The sequence below is a fragment of the Clostridium lapidicellarium genome (assembly GCF_041224415.1).
GTDB lineage: Bacteria > Bacillota > Clostridia > Clostridiales > Clostridiaceae > Clostridium_B > Clostridium_B lapidicellarium.
Genome location: NZ_JBGFFE010000033.1, coordinates 1 through 18,368, shown reverse-complemented (window position 1 = coordinate 18,368; position 18,368 = coordinate 1). Strand labels below are relative to the sequence as shown.

At 35.9% G+C, this 18,368-nt stretch carries 34 protein-coding genes; all 34 read right to left on the bottom strand.

What is annotated here, in order from left to right:
• Window positions 1-44 precede the first annotated feature (44 nt).
• A complete protein-coding gene (truA, locus tag AB8S09_RS14920; protein ID WP_294183078.1) occupies window positions 45-779 on the bottom strand; it encodes a tRNA pseudouridine(38-40) synthase TruA in 735 nt (244 codons plus the stop codon).
• Window positions 779-1,588 carry an energy-coupling factor transporter transmembrane component T family protein gene (locus tag AB8S09_RS14915; RefSeq protein ID WP_294183081.1) on the bottom strand — a complete coding sequence of 270 codons (810 nt, stop codon included), beginning with the start codon at window positions 1,586-1,588 and terminating at the stop codon, window positions 779-781. The genes truA and AB8S09_RS14915 overlap by 1 nt, the downstream gene beginning before the upstream one ends.
• Before the next feature lie 12 nt (window positions 1,589-1,600).
• Window positions 1,601-2,455 (bottom strand): energy-coupling factor transporter ATPase, encoded by an 855-nt coding sequence (locus AB8S09_RS14910; RefSeq protein WP_294183083.1) that lies wholly within the window; start codon window positions 2,453-2,455, stop codon window positions 1,601-1,603.
• Window positions 2,440-3,285, bottom strand: a complete 846-nt coding sequence (locus AB8S09_RS14905; RefSeq protein WP_294183085.1) for an energy-coupling factor transporter ATPase — start codon at window positions 3,283-3,285, stop codon at window positions 2,440-2,442. Before AB8S09_RS14905 ends, AB8S09_RS14910 begins: the two co-directional genes overlap by 16 nt.
• A 138-nt stretch (window positions 3,286-3,423) precedes the next feature.
• Complete coding sequence (rplQ, locus tag AB8S09_RS14900) at window positions 3,424-3,765, bottom strand: 50S ribosomal protein L17 (RefSeq protein ID WP_294183087.1); 342 nt, start codon at window positions 3,763-3,765, stop codon at window positions 3,424-3,426.
• 62 nt (window positions 3,766-3,827) lie between these two features.
• A complete protein-coding gene (locus AB8S09_RS14895; protein WP_294183089.1) occupies window positions 3,828-4,775 on the bottom strand; it encodes a DNA-directed RNA polymerase subunit alpha in 948 nt (315 codons plus the stop codon).
• A gap of 63 nt (window positions 4,776-4,838) precedes the next feature.
• On the bottom strand, window positions 4,839-5,459 hold the full coding sequence (gene rpsD, locus AB8S09_RS14890) for a 30S ribosomal protein S4 (RefSeq protein WP_294183091.1): 621 nt from the start codon (window positions 5,457-5,459) through the stop codon (window positions 4,839-4,841).
• A gap of 21 nt (window positions 5,460-5,480) precedes the next feature.
• Entirely contained in the window at window positions 5,481-5,879 is a 399-nt protein-coding gene (gene rpsK / locus AB8S09_RS14885; protein WP_294183093.1) for a 30S ribosomal protein S11, read from the bottom strand.
• A 17-nt stretch (window positions 5,880-5,896) separates the two neighbouring features.
• Entirely contained in the window at window positions 5,897-6,271 is a 375-nt protein-coding gene (gene rpsM / locus AB8S09_RS14880; RefSeq protein ID WP_294183095.1) for a 30S ribosomal protein S13, read from the bottom strand.
• A gap of 75 nt (window positions 6,272-6,346) precedes the next feature.
• The gene (gene rpmJ / locus AB8S09_RS14875; protein ID WP_294183097.1) at window positions 6,347-6,460 is read right to left on the bottom strand and encodes a 50S ribosomal protein L36; all 114 of its coding nucleotides are present in this window, start codon (window positions 6,458-6,460) and stop codon (window positions 6,347-6,349) included.
• A 19-nt stretch (window positions 6,461-6,479) separates the two neighbouring features.
• Window positions 6,480-6,698, bottom strand: a complete 219-nt coding sequence (gene infA, locus AB8S09_RS14870) for a translation initiation factor IF-1 (RefSeq protein ID WP_119969985.1) — start codon at window positions 6,696-6,698, stop codon at window positions 6,480-6,482.
• Window positions 6,699-6,773: 75 nt separating this feature from the next.
• Window positions 6,774-7,424: an adenylate kinase gene (locus tag AB8S09_RS14865; protein ID WP_294183241.1), complete on the bottom strand. Its 651-nt coding sequence runs from the start codon at window positions 7,422-7,424 to the stop codon at window positions 6,774-6,776.
• A gap of 23 nt (window positions 7,425-7,447) precedes the next feature.
• The gene (secY, locus tag AB8S09_RS14860) at window positions 7,448-8,728 is read right to left on the bottom strand and encodes a preprotein translocase subunit SecY (protein WP_294183102.1); all 1,281 of its coding nucleotides are present in this window, start codon (window positions 8,726-8,728) and stop codon (window positions 7,448-7,450) included.
• Between the two features lies 1 nt (window position 8,729).
• A complete protein-coding gene (gene rplO, locus AB8S09_RS14855; RefSeq protein ID WP_294183104.1) occupies window positions 8,730-9,170 on the bottom strand; it encodes a 50S ribosomal protein L15 in 441 nt (146 codons plus the stop codon).
• Between the two features lie 22 nt (window positions 9,171-9,192).
• Window positions 9,193-9,372, bottom strand: coding sequence for a 50S ribosomal protein L30 (gene rpmD / locus AB8S09_RS14850; RefSeq protein WP_294183105.1), 180 nt, complete (start codon window positions 9,370-9,372; stop codon window positions 9,193-9,195).
• A 12-nt stretch (window positions 9,373-9,384) separates the two neighbouring features.
• Window positions 9,385-9,882: a 30S ribosomal protein S5 gene (rpsE, locus tag AB8S09_RS14845; RefSeq protein WP_294183107.1), complete on the bottom strand. Its 498-nt coding sequence runs from the start codon at window positions 9,880-9,882 to the stop codon at window positions 9,385-9,387.
• Window positions 9,883-9,898: 16 nt separating this feature from the next.
• A complete protein-coding gene (rplR, locus tag AB8S09_RS14840; RefSeq protein WP_294183108.1) occupies window positions 9,899-10,258 on the bottom strand; it encodes a 50S ribosomal protein L18 in 360 nt (119 codons plus the stop codon).
• 18 nt (window positions 10,259-10,276) lie between these two features.
• Window positions 10,277-10,819 carry a 50S ribosomal protein L6 gene (gene rplF, locus AB8S09_RS14835; protein WP_294183244.1) on the bottom strand — a complete coding sequence of 181 codons (543 nt, stop codon included), beginning with the start codon at window positions 10,817-10,819 and terminating at the stop codon, window positions 10,277-10,279.
• 75 nt (window positions 10,820-10,894) lie between these two features.
• The gene (gene rpsH, locus AB8S09_RS14830; RefSeq protein WP_294183110.1) at window positions 10,895-11,293 is read right to left on the bottom strand and encodes a 30S ribosomal protein S8; all 399 of its coding nucleotides are present in this window, start codon (window positions 11,291-11,293) and stop codon (window positions 10,895-10,897) included.
• 35 nt (window positions 11,294-11,328) lie between these two features.
• The gene (locus AB8S09_RS14825) at window positions 11,329-11,514 is read right to left on the bottom strand and encodes a type Z 30S ribosomal protein S14 (protein ID WP_294183112.1); all 186 of its coding nucleotides are present in this window, start codon (window positions 11,512-11,514) and stop codon (window positions 11,329-11,331) included.
• 12 nt (window positions 11,515-11,526) lie between these two features.
• Entirely contained in the window at window positions 11,527-12,072 is a 546-nt protein-coding gene (gene rplE, locus AB8S09_RS14820; RefSeq protein WP_294183113.1) for a 50S ribosomal protein L5, read from the bottom strand.
• A gap of 21 nt (window positions 12,073-12,093) precedes the next feature.
• Entirely contained in the window at window positions 12,094-12,411 is a 318-nt protein-coding gene (gene rplX / locus AB8S09_RS14815) for a 50S ribosomal protein L24 (RefSeq protein WP_294183115.1), read from the bottom strand.
• A 17-nt stretch (window positions 12,412-12,428) separates the two neighbouring features.
• Window positions 12,429-12,797, bottom strand: coding sequence for a 50S ribosomal protein L14 (gene rplN / locus AB8S09_RS14810; protein WP_294183117.1), 369 nt, complete (start codon window positions 12,795-12,797; stop codon window positions 12,429-12,431).
• Between the two features lie 27 nt (window positions 12,798-12,824).
• Window positions 12,825-13,079 (bottom strand): 30S ribosomal protein S17, encoded by a 255-nt coding sequence (gene rpsQ / locus AB8S09_RS14805; RefSeq protein ID WP_294183119.1) that lies wholly within the window; start codon window positions 13,077-13,079, stop codon window positions 12,825-12,827.
• Between the two features lie 20 nt (window positions 13,080-13,099).
• Window positions 13,100-13,312, bottom strand: coding sequence for a 50S ribosomal protein L29 (rpmC, locus tag AB8S09_RS14800; RefSeq protein WP_294183121.1), 213 nt, complete (start codon window positions 13,310-13,312; stop codon window positions 13,100-13,102).
• Entirely contained in the window at window positions 13,302-13,745 is a 444-nt protein-coding gene (gene rplP / locus AB8S09_RS14795; RefSeq protein WP_294183123.1) for a 50S ribosomal protein L16, read from the bottom strand. Before rplP ends, rpmC begins: the two co-directional genes overlap by 11 nt.
• Before the next feature lie 16 nt (window positions 13,746-13,761).
• Entirely contained in the window at window positions 13,762-14,433 is a 672-nt protein-coding gene (rpsC, locus tag AB8S09_RS14790; RefSeq protein ID WP_294183124.1) for a 30S ribosomal protein S3, read from the bottom strand.
• Window positions 14,434-14,449: 16 nt separating this feature from the next.
• Complete coding sequence (gene rplV / locus AB8S09_RS14785; RefSeq protein WP_294183127.1) at window positions 14,450-14,785, bottom strand: 50S ribosomal protein L22; 336 nt, start codon at window positions 14,783-14,785, stop codon at window positions 14,450-14,452.
• Window positions 14,786-14,812: 27 nt separating this feature from the next.
• On the bottom strand, window positions 14,813-15,115 hold the full coding sequence (gene rpsS, locus AB8S09_RS14780) for a 30S ribosomal protein S19 (RefSeq protein WP_294183129.1): 303 nt from the start codon (window positions 15,113-15,115) through the stop codon (window positions 14,813-14,815).
• Between the two features lie 35 nt (window positions 15,116-15,150).
• Window positions 15,151-15,984 carry a 50S ribosomal protein L2 gene (rplB, locus tag AB8S09_RS14775; protein ID WP_294183131.1) on the bottom strand — a complete coding sequence of 278 codons (834 nt, stop codon included), beginning with the start codon at window positions 15,982-15,984 and terminating at the stop codon, window positions 15,151-15,153.
• Between the two features lie 55 nt (window positions 15,985-16,039).
• Window positions 16,040-16,339 (bottom strand): 50S ribosomal protein L23, encoded by a 300-nt coding sequence (gene rplW / locus AB8S09_RS14770; protein WP_294183133.1) that lies wholly within the window; start codon window positions 16,337-16,339, stop codon window positions 16,040-16,042.
• Window positions 16,339-16,959, bottom strand: coding sequence for a 50S ribosomal protein L4 (gene rplD, locus AB8S09_RS14765; protein ID WP_294183136.1), 621 nt, complete (start codon window positions 16,957-16,959; stop codon window positions 16,339-16,341). The genes rplW and rplD overlap by 1 nt, the downstream gene beginning before the upstream one ends.
• A gap of 24 nt (window positions 16,960-16,983) precedes the next feature.
• Window positions 16,984-17,613: a 50S ribosomal protein L3 gene (gene rplC / locus AB8S09_RS14760; protein WP_294183139.1), complete on the bottom strand. Its 630-nt coding sequence runs from the start codon at window positions 17,611-17,613 to the stop codon at window positions 16,984-16,986.
• Between the two features lie 71 nt (window positions 17,614-17,684).
• Entirely contained in the window at window positions 17,685-17,993 is a 309-nt protein-coding gene (gene rpsJ, locus AB8S09_RS14755; RefSeq protein ID WP_294183141.1) for a 30S ribosomal protein S10, read from the bottom strand.
• Window positions 17,994-18,368: the final 375 nt, after the last annotated feature.

Genomic DNA, 18,368 nt, shown 5'->3' with positions numbered 1-18,368 from the left:
CTAATAATTAAAACTTTTTGGGACATTTTCAAAATTAGTTGACATCAATAAAATACCTTTTCAAGGCAAAGACCTTTTGCCGGAGCAGGTTTTCCTGCTTTCGCTCTATCTCCCGATTCTAAAATATATTTCACATCTTCCGGTTTAAATCTACCCACTCCCACTTCCAAAAGAGTTCCTACCATTATTCTAACCATATTATATAAAAATCCATTTCCAGTAACACTGAACTTAATAAATTTTCCCTTTTGCACAGCTGTCATTTCACTTATGGTTCTAATAGGGGATCTAACCGTTCCTCCCTTTTTTTTAAAAGCGGAAAAATCATGCGTTCCCAAAAAATACCCGCACGCCATTTGAATTTTTTCCAAATTCAACTTCCTTCTAAAATAATAAACATACTGCCTTCCTATAGCCGGTCTGTTATCTCCCGTAATTACAGTATAAACATATCTTTTCCCTTTACTGCAAAATCTTGCATGAAAATTATCATCCACATGTTCAGATTTTAACACGACTATGTCATCTGGTAATACTCCATTCAATACCATTTCAAAGTTTGGTGCAGGTATTTTGCTGTCAGTAAAAAAATTACATACGAATTCTCTGGCATGAACCCCCGCATCCGTTCTGCCGGAACCTATAACACCCGAAAATTTGCCAGTAACTTTTTTAATTGCATTCTCCAGCTTTTCCTGGACAGCAACGGCATTTTTTTGTCTTTGCCAACCCGAATAATTAGTGCCATCATATTGTATCGTCAATTTAATATTCTTCATCAACTCCACCACAATCTGCTCAATACAGAAACAAATACCAGAGCTGCAGTACAGGTGGATGCCGTAAAATCTCTATTAGTCAATTTAAGCTGTTTCATCCTAGTCCTACCTTCTCCTCCTCTGTAACATCTGGCTTCCATAGCCATAGCCAATTCATCCGCCCGTCTAAAAGAACTTATAAAAAGCGGAACCAGTATCGGTACAAGACTTTTAGCTCTCTGAATAATATTACCCGACTGGAAATCTGCTCCTCTTGCCATCTGTGCCTTCATTATCTTATCCGTCTCATCCATCAAAGTTGGTATAAACCTAAGAGCAATAGTCATCATCATAGCCAGCTCATGAGCTGGCACACCTATTTTTTTCATTGGATTCAAAAGTTTCTCTATACCATCAGTTAACTCAATTGGAGACGTAGTTAACGTCAGAAGTGATGTTCCCACAATCAAAAATACAAGTCTGATAGTCATAAATGCGGCCATAACCAGCCCTTCTCTATATACAACTAAAAACTTCCATCTAAACAACGGTGGATTAGTCCCACTTGTCATAAACACATTCAATACTGCAGTTATAAGTACTAAAATAAATATAGGCTTAAGTCCCTTATATATATACACAAGCTTTACCTTAGATATAAGTATTGAAATAGCAGTAAATGCCACTATAAATATATACCCTTTAAAGTTGTTCACTATAAATAAATCCACGATATATATTAAAGATATCAATATTTTGATTCTGGGATCCAATTTATGAACAAAAGAATTGCCAGGTACATATTGTCCTATTGTAATATCTTTAATCATTTGCCAGCTCCCCTAACGTTTATTCAGTATTTTAAGCAACTCTTTTTTTGCCTGATCTACAGTAAATACATTTTTTGATATATTAATTCCCTTTTCTCTGAGTTTTTTTGCCATATAGGTTACTTGCGGCACTGCAAGTCCTACACTTTCCAAAACATCGATTTTATTAAAAATTTCTGCTGGCGATCCATCTAATATACATTTTCCCTTATTCATTACTATTATCCTATCTGCAAGTTTAGCTACATCCTCCATACTGTGGGATACAAGTATTATAGTCATATTGTATTCATCGTGCAAATTTTTTATCTGTCCTAGAATATCATCTCTTCCCTTGGGATCAAGGCCTGCCGTAGGTTCATCCAATATAAGCATTTTAGGTTCCATGGCAACTACTCCAGCTATGGCAACTCTTCTTTTTTGTCCGCCGCTTAATTCAAATGGAGATTTATCCTTATACTCTTCATAATCCAATCCAACCATACTCATAGCTTTCTTGACTCTACCAGATACATCCTCACTGTTTAGACCCAAATTCTTAGGTCCAAATGCAATATCTTTCTCTATAGTCTCTTCAAATAATTGATACTCCGGATATTGAAATACAAGCCCAACTTTTTTTCTTATAAAATTCAAATTGAGCTTTTTTTCAGTAATATCCACTCCATCTATTATAATTTTTCCTGATGTAGGCTTTAAAAGTCCGTTTATATGCTGGATAAGAGTTGATTTTCCTGAACCCGTATGTCCTATGAGGGCAATAAATTCCCCATCTGTAATTTCAATATTCACGTCATCTAGGGCTTTTTTTTCAAAAGGAGAACCTTCCATATATACATGAGTTAAATTTTCTATTTTAATTGACATAATGCATTCACCATCTCATCTATAGTTAGTATATCGGTTCTAATATTCACTCCATTTTTTTTCAGTTCATACGCCAGTTCAGTCATCTGCGGCACATCAAGTCCAATACTTTTCATCCTGTCTACTTGACTAAATATGCTTCTGGGGGGGCCTTCCATTATAATTCTGCCTTTATCCATAACAATTATCCTGTCTGCATCAACTGCCTCTTCCATATAATGAGTGATAAGAATTACAGTTATACCATACTTGGTATTTATTTCTTTTATGGTATTCAGTACTTCTTTCCTACCTGAAGGATCCAGCATTGCAGTGGATTCGTCAAATATTATACAATCCGGCATCATGGCAAGTACTCCCGCTATGGCTACCCTTTGTTTTTGACCTCCTGAAAGTAGATGTGGAGCATCCTTTCTGTATTCATACATATGTACTCTCTTCAAACATTCATTGACCCTAAGTCTTATCTCCTTAGGCGGTACTCCCAAATTTTCCGGTCCAAAAGCAACATCTTCTTCTACAACAGTGGCAACTATCTGATTATCTGGATTTTGAAAAACCATTCCTGCCTTATTTCTAATATTCCATGTATTTCTATCATCCGATGTATCTAAACCCTCTACATATACTTTGCCATCAGTAGGACTTAACAATGCATTCATGTGTTTTGCCATAGTGGACTTTCCGGAACCATTTCTACCTAGAATTGCAAGAAATTCTCCCTTTCTCACCCGAAGGCTAACATCGTCTATGGCAAATTTAGAACTCTTTTCATCATCATTTTCATATTTATATTTTACATTTTTACACAATATCATATTTTTTTCCATAGAAACACCTCGCTAATTAGATGAGCCATTTCGAATCTACAGCCAGATAATATTTGCCTCACATTTAATTTAAAAACTTTTGGTAGAAAAACAGGGATTAAGCCAATTTACTTAATCCCTCCATATTCCCTCCAATTATTACACTAGTTCCAGTATAACTAGTTCAGCTCCGTCGCCCCTTCTTGGACCTATCTTATACATTCTGGTGTATCCGCCATTTCTTTCAGTATATTTGGGAGCTATATCAGTAAATAAATTTTTTACAACTTCTTCTTCAGTTACAAATGAAAGTACCTGTCTTCTGGCATGAAGATCTCCTCTTTTGGCAAGGGTTATCATTTTCTCTGCTATATTTCTTGTTTCCTTTGCTCTCGTACATGTCGTCTGTATTCTTCCATGCTTTAGAAAACTAGTAACAAGATTTCTAAGCATAGCCCTTCTCTGATCAGAAGGTCTTCCTAATTTACGGTATCTCGCCATTCATATCCCTCCTCACTACTGTTTTTTATAAATATGAGCTTGCAAGAATTTATTCTGAATTTTTAATCTTCGTTTTGCTTTAATGATAATCCCAAAGCAGCAAGTTTCTGTTGAACTTCCTCCAGAGATTTTTTACCTAGATTTCTAACTTTCATCATATCATCTATAGTCCGCTCGGTCAGTTCCTGCACTGTATTTATGCCAGCCCTTTTCAGGCAATTATAACTTCTTACGGAAAGCTCTAATTCCTCTATGGCCATTTCAAGAACTTTTTCTTTCTTATCCTCTTCTTTTTCAACCATTATCTCAACATTATTAGCATGATCAGTCAAAGTCATAAAGAGCTTAAAATGTTCTATGAGAATTTTAGCAGATAAACTTACAGCTTCATTCGGCAATATGGTTCCATTAGTCCATACTTCTAATGACAGTTTATCATAATCAGTTATCTGACCAACTCTTGTATTGTCTACAGTAAAATTAACTCTTTTAATAGGTGTATATATTGAATCCACAGGTATTGTACCTATTGGCATATTTTCAGACTTATTCCTTGATTGAGAAACATATCCTCTGCCGTTGTTTACAGTAATCTCCATATAAAGTTTACCATCTTCATCCAGAGTAGCTATATGTAAATCCTTATTGACTATTTCAACGTCGCCATCTGTCTTTATATCTCCAGCTACAACCTCTCCTGGTCCCTGAGCATCTATATATATAGTTTTAGGGCCTTCTCCACTCATCTTTAAAGCTAATTCCTTTATATTTAAAATTAACTCTGATACATCTTCCTTTACCCCAGGTACAGTGGAAAATTCATGAAGCACACCATCTATTTTCACATAGTTAGCAGCAACCCCTGGAAGTGAAGAAAGAAGAATTCTTCTAAGTGCATTTCCAAGAGTAATGCCATAACCCCTTTCAAGCGGTTCCACTACAAATTTTGCATAGCTTCCATCTTCACTGGTTTCAACACATTCAATTTTGGGTTTTTCTATTTCTAACATAAATATAACCCTCCTTCTATTTATATAATAATATATCCTCGAGGGCAACTGATTCTATATTAATTATTTACTGTATAACTCTACTATCAACGTCTCATTAACAGGGACATCTATCTCATCCCTTGATGGTTCTCTAATGACTTTTCCCTGAAAATTTTCCATATCTCCCTCTAACCAAGCTGGTAAAGTCTTGGGATTTTCTGCAAAAGTCTTAAATTTTTCAGATGCCTTGCTCTTATCTCTTACAGTCACCACATCATCGGCTGACACATTGAAAGAAGGAATATTTACCTTTTTACCGTTAACCAGGAAATGACCATGAGTCACCAATTGTCTAGCCTCTGATCTTGACTGACCATATCCAAGCCTGTAAATTACATTGTCAAGTCTTGTTTCAAGCAAAGCCAATAAATTTTCGCCCGTTATACCCTTTCTTTTATCAGCTTTCTCATAATATCTTCTAAATTGTCCTTCCAACAATCCATATATTCTCTTAGCTTTCTGTTTTTCTCTCAACTGCATACCATAATTGGATATCTTCTTTCTTCCCTGGCCATGCTGTCCTGGTGCATATCCTCTTCTCGAAAATGCACATTTATCCGTATAACATCTATCTCCCTTGAGAAATAGCTTCAAACCTTCTCTTCTACAAAGTCTACATACCGACCCAGTATATCTTGCCATTAAAATTTACACCTCCTATTACTAAACTCTTCTTCTTTTTGGTGGTCTACAACCATTATGTGGTATTGGAGTAACATCCTTGATCAAGGTTACTTCAAGTCCTGCTGCCTGGAGTGACCTTATTGCAGCTTCTCTGCCTGCACCCGGTCCCTTAACATATACTTCAATACTTCTCAATCCATGTTCCATAGCTGCCTTAGCTGATGTTTCAGCTGCCATTTGTGCAGCAAATGGGGTACTCTTCCTGGAACCTTTGAATCCTAAACCGCCTGCACTGGCCCATGATAAAGTATTACCTGCAGTATCCGTAATGGTAACTATCGAGTTATTAAATGTTGATCTTATATGTGCACAGCCATGTTCAACATTTTTTTTCTCTTTTTTTCTCTTAGTTGTCTTTTTAACTTTTCCAGCTGCCATATTTTCTTACCTCCTTATTATTTTACTAATCTCTTTCTAGCTCCTACTATTTTTTTAGGTCCCTTTCTAGTTCTGGCATTCGTTTTAGTTTTCTGTCCTCTTACCGGCAGACCTTTTCTATGCCTTATTCCTCTATATGATCCTATTTCTATCAGCCTCTTTATATTAAGGGCAACTTCTCTTCTCAAATCTCCCTCAATTCTCAAATTTTTTATAGAATTTCTCAAGGAATTAATTTCTCCTTCTGTCAAGTCTTTAACCCGAGTATCGGGATTTACATTGGTTTCCTTCAGAATTTTTTGAGAAGTTGATAATCCTATACCATATATATAAGTAAGACCTATTTCCACTCTTTTCTCTTTTGGTAGGTCAATACCTGCTATTCTTGCCATTAAAATTTACACCTCCTAAGTATATAATAAACATCAATCAGCACACGCTTTTATCGATATCCTTTTTTAATTAATCTATCCCTGCTTTTGTTTATGCTTAGGGTTTTCACATATAACCATCACTCTACCCTTTCGCTTTATGATCTTGCACTTTTCGCACATACGTTTTACTGATGGTCTTACTTTCATTATAAACACTCCTCCCTAATTATTTTGCTCTCCAAGTTATTCTCCCTCTCGTCAAATCATAGGGAGAAAGTTCCACTGTAACTTTGTCACCCGGAAGTATTCTTATAAAATTCATTCTCAATTTACCCGATATATGTGCCAATATTTTATGTCCGCTTTCCAGTTTCACTTCAAACATTGCATTGGGTAAAGCTTCCAAAACAGTACCCTGCATTTCAATAACGTCATCTTTTGACATAAGGTAATCAAACCTCCTTGTTATTGCTGACTGCCAAAATATCATCAAATATCACTCTTAGTATATCATAAAAGCTCAATTATACTTTTTTAATACATTTCTTACATTTTGGAAAACCTGATCTATTTCTCCACTGCCATCAACTTTGGAAAGAACACCCTGGGCTTCATAATAACCAACTAAAGGCTCTGTCTGTCTGCCATATACCTCTAATCTGCTCTTAACCGTGGACTCAGTATCGTCTTTCCTCTGTACAATGTCACTATGGCATACATCACATTTTCCCTCTATCTTTGGTGGATTAAATTTTATATGATAACTTGCACCACAAGATGGACAAACTCTTCTTCCTGTTATTCTATCAAAAATCAACTTCTCGGGAACATCAATAAGAAGAACCACATCTATTTTCTGTCCCACACCATTTAAGTATGAATCCAAAGCTCTAGCTTGGTTTACTGTTCTTGGAAACCCATCCAGTAAAAATCCATTTTTACAGTCATCCATGTCCAATCGATTTTTCATTATACCTATGGTGATCTCATCAGGTACCAATTTTCCTGCATCCAAATACTTTTTAGCTTTAACTCCAAGAGAAGTTTTCTCTGAAATATTCTTTCTAAATATATCGCCAGTAGAAATGTGAGGTATGGAATATTCCCTACTGATAAATTTAGCTTGAGTTCCTTTTCCCGCCCCTGGAGGTCCTAATAAAATTATTTTCAAATCATCATCTCCAAAATAACTTATCAATTCAAAAATCCGTGATAATGACGCACTAACACCTGCGATTCTATTTGCCTTATAGTTTCAATAGCAACATTTACTATTATAAGTAATCCTGTTCCACCAAAATATATACCTTTAAAATTAGTGTAAGTCTCTGCTATTATAGGTGATATAGCAACTATGCCAGCGAAAGCTCCTCCTAAAAATGATACTCTAGCTAAAACTCTTTCTATAAATATAGTCGTCGGCTCTCCTGGTCTTATTCCCGGTATAAACCCAGAGGATTTATTCATATTCTCAGCCATCTCTTCCGGTTTAAGGGTAACTTCAGTATAAAACCAAGTGAAAAAAATTGTCAATAAGAAATATAATGCTGAATATTGCCAATTACTATCTTTAAATGGGCTAAATGAGCTTGCCGTTACAAATCTATTAAAAGCAGAATCAGGCCAAAATTGACCTATGGTAGCCGGAAACTGCATTACCGATATGGCAAATATTATTCCGATAACAGCCGCCCCATTCACATTAATAGGAATATGCGTTGACTGTCCTTTATACATTCTACCCCCATTTGTCTTACCTGCATATTGTATTGGAATTCTTCTTTCTGCCAAACTCATAAGCACAACTGCCGTAAACAGTACAATTATTACTACTCCAAATCCAACTAATTCCACAAAATTGATTGTTCCAACCTGCTGGAGTTTGAATATGCTATATAAGGCAGATGGAAATCTGGAAACAATATTTACAAATATTATAAGAGAAATCCCATTTCCAACACCATGCTCCGTAATTTTATCACCAAGCCACATAAGAAAAGTTGATGCTACAGTTACAGTAAATATTATCATAAATATACTCATTTTATTAGATGGATCCACCAGGGCTCCAGCTCTACTTATTATAGCATATATACTAAAACCTTGAATTACTCCAAGAGGTATTGATGCATATCTAGTATATTCCTGTATTTTTTTTCTTCCTTCTTCTCCCTCTTTAGACATTTGTTCCAAACTTGGAATTGCAACTGCAAGTAATTGAAATATAATAGAGGAATTGATGAAGGGAATAACTCCCATAGCAAATATACTAAACCTGCTAAACGCACCTCCTGATAAAAGATCATAGAACCCAAATAATGATCCATTTTGAGTTAAATTAGTCAATTTAGTGGTATCAATACCTGGAACAGGAATAAAATTACCTAATCTAAGTACTATGACCATAAGTATAGTAAATATCAATCTCTTTTTAAGTTCAGGAACCTTCCAAGCATTACGTAAGGTTGATAACACCTTATATCACCTCTACTTTTCCTCCAGCCGCTTCTATTTTCTTTGCTGCAGTTTTTGTAAATTTAGCTGCTTTAACTGTGAGTTTCTTCTTAAGATCACCATTCCCAAGTATCTTTAATCCATCTTTTGATCTCTTTATAACTCTTCTCTTCAAAAGTAATTCTGGTGTAACTTCTGTTCCATCTTCAAACATATTCAACCTATCAACGTTCAATTCAAAATATTCTTTTGCAAATATATTAGTAAAGCCTCTTTTAGGAAGTCTTCTATAGAGCGGCATCTGTCCTCCTTCAAAGCCTATCCTTACTCCACCACCGGATCTAGCTTTTTGTCCTTTTTCACCTTTCCCGGCATTTCTTCCAAAACCTGATCCAGTACCTCTTCCGATTCTTTTACGTGATTTCCTCGATCCTTCTGCCGGTTTCAATTCATGAAGTTTCATTTGTACTTACACCTCCTCTGTATTACATTTCCTCTACATCTAAAAGGTAGCTAACTTTTTTGATCATGCCTCTTATTTGAGGAGTGTCCTCTTGCTCTACGGTTTTCCCTATTTTTCTCAGTCCAAGAGCATTGACAGTATCAATGTGATCTTTTTTTCTACCTATCAAACTTTTTCTTAAAGTTATTTTAAGTTTAGCCAAGGTCATTCCCTCCTAACCTAAAATCTCTTCGACAGTTTTACCCCTCAGACTAGCTATATGTTCAGCCGTCTTCAGTCTTGACAAACCATCAATAGTAGCATTTACCATATTCATTGGATTATTAGAACCAACTGATTTTGCTCTAACATCCTTTAATCCTGCAAGTTCAAGCACTGCTCTGGAAGGTCCTCCTGCTATAATTCCAGTACCTTGAGGAGCTGTCATTATAAATACTTTTCCTGTTCCAAATTGGCCTATTATGTCATGCGGCACTGTTGTCCCCGAAATTGGAACATTAATTAAATTCTTCTTTGCATCTTCTATTCCTTTTCTAATTGCTTCAGGTATTTCTATGGATTTTCCCGCACCCACTCCAACGTGGCCATTTTCATCGCCTACTACAACTAAGGCACTAAATCTAAAATTTCTACCGCCTTTAACAACTTTAGCAACTCTATTTATAAATACAACTTTTTCTTTAAGATTTAAAGTGCTAGGATCAATTCTCATTTACTTCCCTCCTCTTTTAAAATTCTAATCCGGCCTCTCTTGCTCCTTCAGCCAAATTCTGTACTCTTCCATGGTATATATACCCGCCTCTATCAAAAACCACTTTTTTAATGCCTTTTTCCATGGCCTTTTTGGCTATGGATTCTCCAACAACTTTTGCAGCTTCCCTGTTACTTCCATTACCTTGAAAATCTTTGTCTAAACTAGAAGCAGAAACCAAAGTCGTTCCCTTTACATCATCTATTATCTGGGCATATATATTTTTATCACTTCTATACACAGAAAGTCTCGGTCTTTCAGTCGTTCCAAAAATCTTTTTACGAACTTTAAGATGACGTTTCGATCTCAGCTTTTTTTTGTCATCTTTCTTAAACATAAGATTCACTCCTTTCTACTACTTTTTACCAGTTTTACCTTCTTTACGTCTTATAATCTCATCCTCATATTTAATTCCTTTTCCTTTATAAGGCTCAGGTTTCCTCCAGGATCTTATGTTAGCCGCAACATATCCCACTAGTTCTTTATCAATACCTTTTACCACAATCTTTGTAGCAGAAGGTGTCTCAAAAGTTATACCTTCAATTGATTCTATCTCAACTGGATGAGAATATCCCACGTGCAGAACCAATTTTTTACCTTTTAATTGAGCTCTATATCCAACACCTACTAATTCCAGCGTTTTTACATATCCTTGGGTTACACCAATAACCATATTATTTATCAGTGCTCTAGTAAGTCCATGCAAAGCTTTGGTTTCTTTTTCATCATCATTTCTATTACATATTACATTATTGTCTTTTACAGTTATATTTATATCTTTTCTCATAGCTTTAACAAGTTGACCTTTAGGCCCTTTTACAGTAACGACATTATCCGGCGCTACTGTAACGGTGACACCACTTGGAACAGCTATTGGAAGCCTTCCTATTCTTGACATCATTACACCTCCTGTATTACTCATAGGTTAGTAACAATTAATTATTATTACTATTCATATTTTATTTAGACAAACTTACCATATGTAGCAGAGTACTTCTCCACCTACTCCTAACTTTCTTGCTTCCTTATCAGTAACAACTCCTTTGGAAGTGGATATCACTGCGATTCCAAGTCCATTTAACACCTTGGGGATTTCTTCTTTTCTACAATAAACTCTTAATCCCGGTTTGGATATCCTCTTCAGGCCAGTTATAACTCTTTCTTTATTTTTACCATATTTCATAGAAAATCTTATCATATTAACGGAACCATCCGTATATTCCTCTATATCCTTTATATATCCTTCTTGAAGCATTATATTCAATATTTCCTTCTTAATAGTCGAAGAAGGTACTTCCACTATTTCATGCCTAACAATATTTGCATTTCTTATACGTGTAAGTAAATCTGCTATAGGATCAGTCATTACCATTTATTGTGCCTCCTTTCAATCAATAACCATATTTTTTACCAGCTTGCTTTTTTACACCCAGGGATTTCACCTTTATAAGCCAATTTTCTAAAGCATATACGACATATGCCATATTTTTTAAGTACCGCGTGAGGCCTACCACATATTCTACATCTTGTATAAGCTCTAGTTGAGTACTTTGGCTCTTTCTTCCATTTTTCTATTAAAGCTTTACGTGCCATATCTTTCCCTCCTTATTTTTGAGCAAATGGCATTCCAAGAGATTTAAGCAATTCCCTAGCTTCTTCATCAGTATTTGCTGTAGTAACAAAAACTATATCCATGCCTCTGACTTTATCTATTTTATCATATTCTATCTCGGGAAATATTAACTGTTCTTTAATTCCCAATGAATAATTTCCCCTGCCATCAAAAGATTTATCAGAAACTCCTGAAAAATCTCTAACTCTTGGCAGTGCAACATTTATTAATTTATCTGCAAATTCATACATATATTGTTTTCTCAAAGTAACCTTACAGCCTATAGGCATATTTTGCCTTATCTTAAAATTTGCTATGGACTTCTTCGCCCTCGTCAATATCGGCTTTTGTCCTGTAATTATAGTAAGATCATTCACTGCCGACTCTAAAATTCTTGGATTATCCTTAGCTTCTCCTACACCCATGTTGATAACTATTTTCTCAAGCCTTGGCGTCTGCATTGTGTTAGTATATTTAAATTTTTTCATTAAATCAGGAACTACTTCCTTTTTATACTTTTCCTGTAACCTTGAACTCATATTTTGCCCTCCTTTCAAAGATTAGAATGTTTCTCCGCACTTTTTACATACTCTAACTTTTGTTCCATCATCCAATATCTTATGGCTTATTCTGGTCACGCTTTCGCATTTATTACAATACAGCATAACCTTGGAGCTGTATATGGGAGCCTCTTTTTGAATTATACCGCCTTCTACATTTTGCTTGTTGGGTTTTTGATGTTTTGAAACTATATTGACACCTTTTACTACAACTTTTCCAACCTTAGGCATCACTGACAAAACTTCTCCTATTTTGCCCTTGTCTTTACCGGATATCACCATAACCGTATCCTTTTTTCTAACATGTACCTTTGCCATTATAGCCACCTCCTCATTTATAAAACTTCAGGTGCTAACGATAATATTCTTGTAAAATTCTTATCTCTTAGCTCTCTCGCAACTGGTCCGAATATACGAGTTCCCCTGGGCTGCTTATCCTCTTTTATTATAACTGCAGCATTTTCATCAAATTTTATATAGGAGCCATCTGTTCTTCTAAGTCCTTTCACGGTTCTTACAATAACAGCTCTTACAATTTCTCCTTTTTTGACAACACCGCCTGGTGTTGCATTCTTAACACTAGCAATTATTTGATCACCGATATTTCCACATTTCCTATTGGAGCCTCCTAAGACCCTTATACACATAATTTCCTTTGCACCGGAATTATCTGCAACCTTCAACACTGATTGTTGTTGAATCATTGAAAATACCCTCCTTTCAGCTATTATCTATTTAGCCTTTTCAACTATCTCTACAAGTCTCCACCTTTTATCTTTAGATAGAGGTCTGGTTTCCATTATCAATACTCTGTCATTATTTTTTGCTTCATTTTTCTCATCATGAGCTTTAAATTTGCTAGTTCTATTAACTGTTTTGCCATAAAGTGGATGACGAACCTTTGTTTCAACTGCAACCACTATAGTTTTATCCATTTTATCGGAAATAACTCTTCCAATCCTGGTCTTTCTATATCCTCTTTCCACGGAATAAACCTCCTTTCAGCCTATTGTTCTAACGACCTTAGTTCTTCTTCTCTAAGAATGGTTTTAATTTGGGCTATAGATTTTTTAACTTCCTTTATTCTCATGGGATTCTCCAGCTGACCTGTAGCCAATTGGAATCTCAAATTAAACAATTCAGATTTAAGATCCATTACTTTTGCCTGCAAATCTTGAGTACTACTCTCTCTCAATTCTCGCAATTCTCTAGCCTTCATTGCTTTCACCACCCGTTTCTTCAAAATCTTTTCTTGTGACGAACTTAGTTTTTATAGGCAATTTATATGATGCAAGTCTCATAGCTGCTCTTGCTGTTTCTTCAGATACATCCGACAGTTCAAACAATACTCTGCCTGGTTTAACAACTGCTACCCAATATTCAGGTGCCCCTTTACCGGAACCCATACGTGTTTCAGCAGGTTTCTGGGTAACTGGTTTATCCGGGAAAATCTTTATCCAAAGTTTTCCTCCCCTTTTTATATATCTATTTATAGCTATTCTGGCTGCCTCTATCTGACTAGCAGTTATCCATGCACATTCTGTAGCCTGCAGGGCATAATCGCCATATGCTATAAAATTGCCTCTTGTAGCTTTGCCTTTCATTCTACCACGCTGTACTTTACGATGTTTAACTCTCTTAGGCATTAACATATCCTATTCCTCCTTCCTATGCATTAGCTTTTTTTTTGTCCTCAACTGGCTTTTTAGTTGGAAGTATCTCTCCTTTATATACCCATACTTTCACACCAATTTTTCCATATGTGGTTTTTGCTTCCGAAAATCCGTAATCTATATCAGCCCTTAATGTCTGGAGTGGAATTGTTCCTTCATGATAGGATTCGGCCCTTGCAATTTCAGCTCCGCCAAGTCTACCGGAACATGTAATTTTAACTCCTTTGATGCCAGATTTCATCGCTCTCTGTATAGTCTGCTTCATAGCCCTTCTGAAAGATATCCTCTTCTCAAGCTGAAGTGCTACATTTTCTGCCATAAGTTGTGCATCAGCTTCTGCAGATTTCACTTCAACTATATTTATAAGTATAGTTTTACCTGTCACTATTTTCTGAAGCTCAGTCTTTAAAGCATCAATTCCCTGGCCGCCTTTTCCTATTATCATTCCAGGTTTGGCTGTAAATATATTTAATTTAATTCTCTTGGCTGCTCTTTCAATCTGAATTTTTGAAACTCCGGCTGCAGCAGCTCTTTTTTTTATATAAGTTCTAATCTTATTATCCTCAACTAGATTGTCTGCAAAATTCTTCTTATCTGCATACCATTTAGCATCCCAGTCTTTAATTACACCAACTCTTAAGCCATGTGGATGTACTTTCTGTCCCAATCTATTTCCCTCCTTCTTACTCTCTTTCCTTAACTATTAAAGTTATGTGACTGCTTCTTTTATTTATTCTAAATGCTCTTCCCTGAGCATGTGCTTGAAATCTTTTTAATGTCGGGCCTTCACAAGCATATGCTTTTGAAATGTATAAATTGTCTTTATCCAAATCCAAATTGTTTTCGGCATTTGCAACTGCCGATTTCAAAAGCTTATTAACTACTGCAGCTCCGTCCTTTGGAGTGAATTTCAATATAGCAAAGGCTTCATTTACATCTTTACCTCTGATTAAATCAAGTACAATTCCAATTTTCATTGAGGACATTCTTACATATCTAGCTATAGCTTTAGCTTCCATTTATACATTACCTCCCTTCTTCCGGTACTATTGAGCAACATGAGTTGTTTTTTCAGTTTTATCGGCTGCTTTATCAGTATTGTGTCCTCTATAAGTCCTCGTCAATGCAAATTCTCCTAATTTATGTCCAACCATATCTTCTGATATATATACCGGAACATGTTTTCTCCCGTCATGAACTGCTATGGTATGACCTATCATCTGAGGAAATATCGTTGAACTTCTTGACCAAGTCTTTATAACTTTCTTTTCACCTTTTTTGTTCAATTCATTTATTTTTTTTAAAAGTGATTCTTCTACATAAGGTCCTTTTTTAACTGATCTACTCACTTTTCAGCCTCCCTTCATAAAATACATCTAACATCCTATTTACTATTTCTTCTCTTAACCATCAATTTGTCAGAATACTTATTGTGCTTCCTAGTCTTAAATCCAAGAGCAGGTTTACCCCACGGAGTAAGTGGTCCCGGATGTCCTACTGGTGCCTTTCCTTCACCACCGCCATGAGGGTGATCATTAGGATTCATTACTGAACCTCTAACTGTCGGTCTTACGCCCATATGTCTTTTTCTACCTGCCTTACCTACATTGACTATTTCATGAGTTAGATTTGAAACTGTTCCAACAGTTGCCCTACACTCTATCCTTATCTGCCTCATTTCACCACTCGGGAGTCTCAATGTAGCATATTTCCCCTCTTTAGCCATAAGTTGTGCAGAAGCTCCTGCAGATCTTACAAGCTGTGCTCCCTTTCCTGCTTGTAATTCTATATTATGAATTATCGTACCAACAGGTATATTTGAAAGTGGAAGGCAATTCCCAGCCTTTATATCTGCCTCTGGTCCTGATACTATTATATCTCCAACTTTTAAACCCGATGGAGCTAATATGTATCTCTTTTCCCCATCCACATAAACTACCAACGCTATAAATGCTGACCTGTTAGGATCATATTCTATTGTAGTCACCTTTGCTGGTATTCCATCTTTATTTCTCTTGAAATCTACTATTCTATATTTTTGTTTTGCACCGCCGCCTATATGACGAACTGTTATTTTACCGTGAGCATTTCTCCCACCACTTCTTTTCAAAGCTACAAGAAGTGACTTTTCTGGTACATTTGTAGTTATCTCTTCAAATGAATTTACTGTCATATGCCTTCTTGAAGGCGTGGTAGGCTTGAATCCTTTAATTGCCATAACGGTATTCCCTCCTTTTCTTCGCTTATCTGGATTTTTCCAATAACCGCTTCATTTATTGCTGCATTCCTTCAAAAAATTCTATAGTTTTACTATCTTTTGTAAGTTTGACAATGGCTTTTTTATAATCAGGTCGTTTTCCCATATGAACACCAACCCTCTTCTTTTTTCCCACATATTTTGCCGTATTTACAGTTTCAACAGCTACATCAAATATATCTTCAACAGCCCTTTTTATCATGGATTTATTGGCACGCATATCAACTACAAAGGTGTACTTCTTATCATTCATACAACTCATACTTTTTTCTGTAATAACAGGTCTTTTTATAATATCATAATTAGTATATTTCACTATGCATACACCTCCTCAATCTTTGATACAGCATCCTTAGTTATTATAAGTTTTTCAAACTTCAACAGATCGTACACATTCAAGTTATTTACCGGAATAGTCGATACTCCCTGTATGTTTCTAGCAGATTTATATACATTTTGATTTGACTCAGCCGTCACAATCAGTGTTTTTTTTGCATTAAAAGCTTCTAACAATTTCAATATTTTCTTTGTTTTCGGAACATCTACTTCCAAATTATCCAGAACTACCATTTCATTCTCTTCAACTTTGCTGGACAAAGCTGATTTCATAGCCAATCTTTTAACTGATTTAGGGACTGAAATTCTATAGTTTCTCGGCTTTACTGCAAAAACCATACCTCCGTGAATCCACTGGGGCGCTCTGATAGATCCCTGTCTTGCTCTACCAGTTCCTTTCTGTCTCCAAGGTTTAGCTCCACCGCCGGAAACTTCAGATCTAGTCCTTGCTGATTGTGTTCCCTGCCTTTTGTTTGCAAGCTGTGCTACTATCACCTGATGAAGAGCATACTGATTTACTTTAGCTCCAAACACTTTATCTGATAATTCAAGTTCTCCAATTTTTTGTCCTTCTTTATTAAATAATCCTACATTAGGCATTCTGCATCCTCCTTTCTACCAAAATTAGTCCTTAACAGTATTTTTTATCGTTACAAAACTTTTATTAGGCCCCGGTACTCCACCTTTTATTAGGATAATATTTTTCTCGGGGATAATTTTTGCAACTTCCAGATTCAACACTGTAACATTTTTGTTTCCCATATGACCTGGTGCTTTCATATTTTTAAAGGTTCTGGACGGATCAGAAGAAGCTCCCATTGAACCAACAGCTCTATGAAATTTTGATCCATGAGACATTGGACCTCTTTGAGCATTCCATCTTCTTATAGTGCCTTGAAATCCCTTACCTTTTGAAACACCCGACACGTCAACTTTATCGCCTTCAACAAACACATCTACCTTTATTTCCTGTCCTGCTTCATATTTATTTGCATCATCGATTCTAAATTCTTTTATAAATCTCTTTAAAGGAACACCTGATTTAGCGAAATGTCCTTTTAATGGCTTATTAACAAGCTTCTCTCTTATATCATCAAAACCAACTTGTATAGAATCATAACCATCTTTTTCTACTGTTTTTTTCTGTATAACTACACAGGGTCCTGCTTCAATAACTGTAACAGGAATTACTTTACCTTTATCATCAAATATCTGGGTCATACCAAGTTTCCTACCCAATATAGCTTTTTTCATTTACATACACCTCCCAAACATATTAGCGGATCGCATAAGCGGTCATAATAGCCAGTAATTAAAATACTAACTTACAATTTTATTTCTATGTCTACACCTGCTGGTAAGTCCAACCTCATCAATGCATCAACAGTCTTAGGTGACGGACTTATTATGTCTATAAGCCTCTTATGAGTCCTTATCTCAAATTGCTCTCTTGAATCCTTATATTTATGTGGAGCTCTCAAAATTGTAACTACATCTTTTTCAGTCGGCAGTGGTACTGGTCCCGCCACATTTGCCCCTGTAGATTTAGCAGTTTTTACTATCCTTTCAGATGATTGATCCAATATGGTGTGATCAAAAGCTTTTAGCCTTATCCTTATTTTTTGTTTTGCCATTGATATTTCCCTCCTTTTCATGCACGCTATACTTCTTACGTACAACAGCGGATGCATTCTGTAAACTGTACCAGGCGTTTCATTTAATCAACACAAAACAGCCTTTTACAAAAGCACCGTCGCCTGGTTCACGACCAAGGCATACTCAATCAAGAATTACCCGGAAGCCCGGCAACCTCTTGCTTCATCGCTGTTATAACATCACAACCTCTTAATTATACAATAAATATTTATCTATGACAAGTATAAAAATTATGAATTCATGAAGAAGGGAAAGGTACCTATTTACATACTCTTTCCCTCTCAGATAAATAACTCAAAAAATCATATATTACTCGACTATTTTAGTTACGACGCCGGAACCGACTGTTCTTC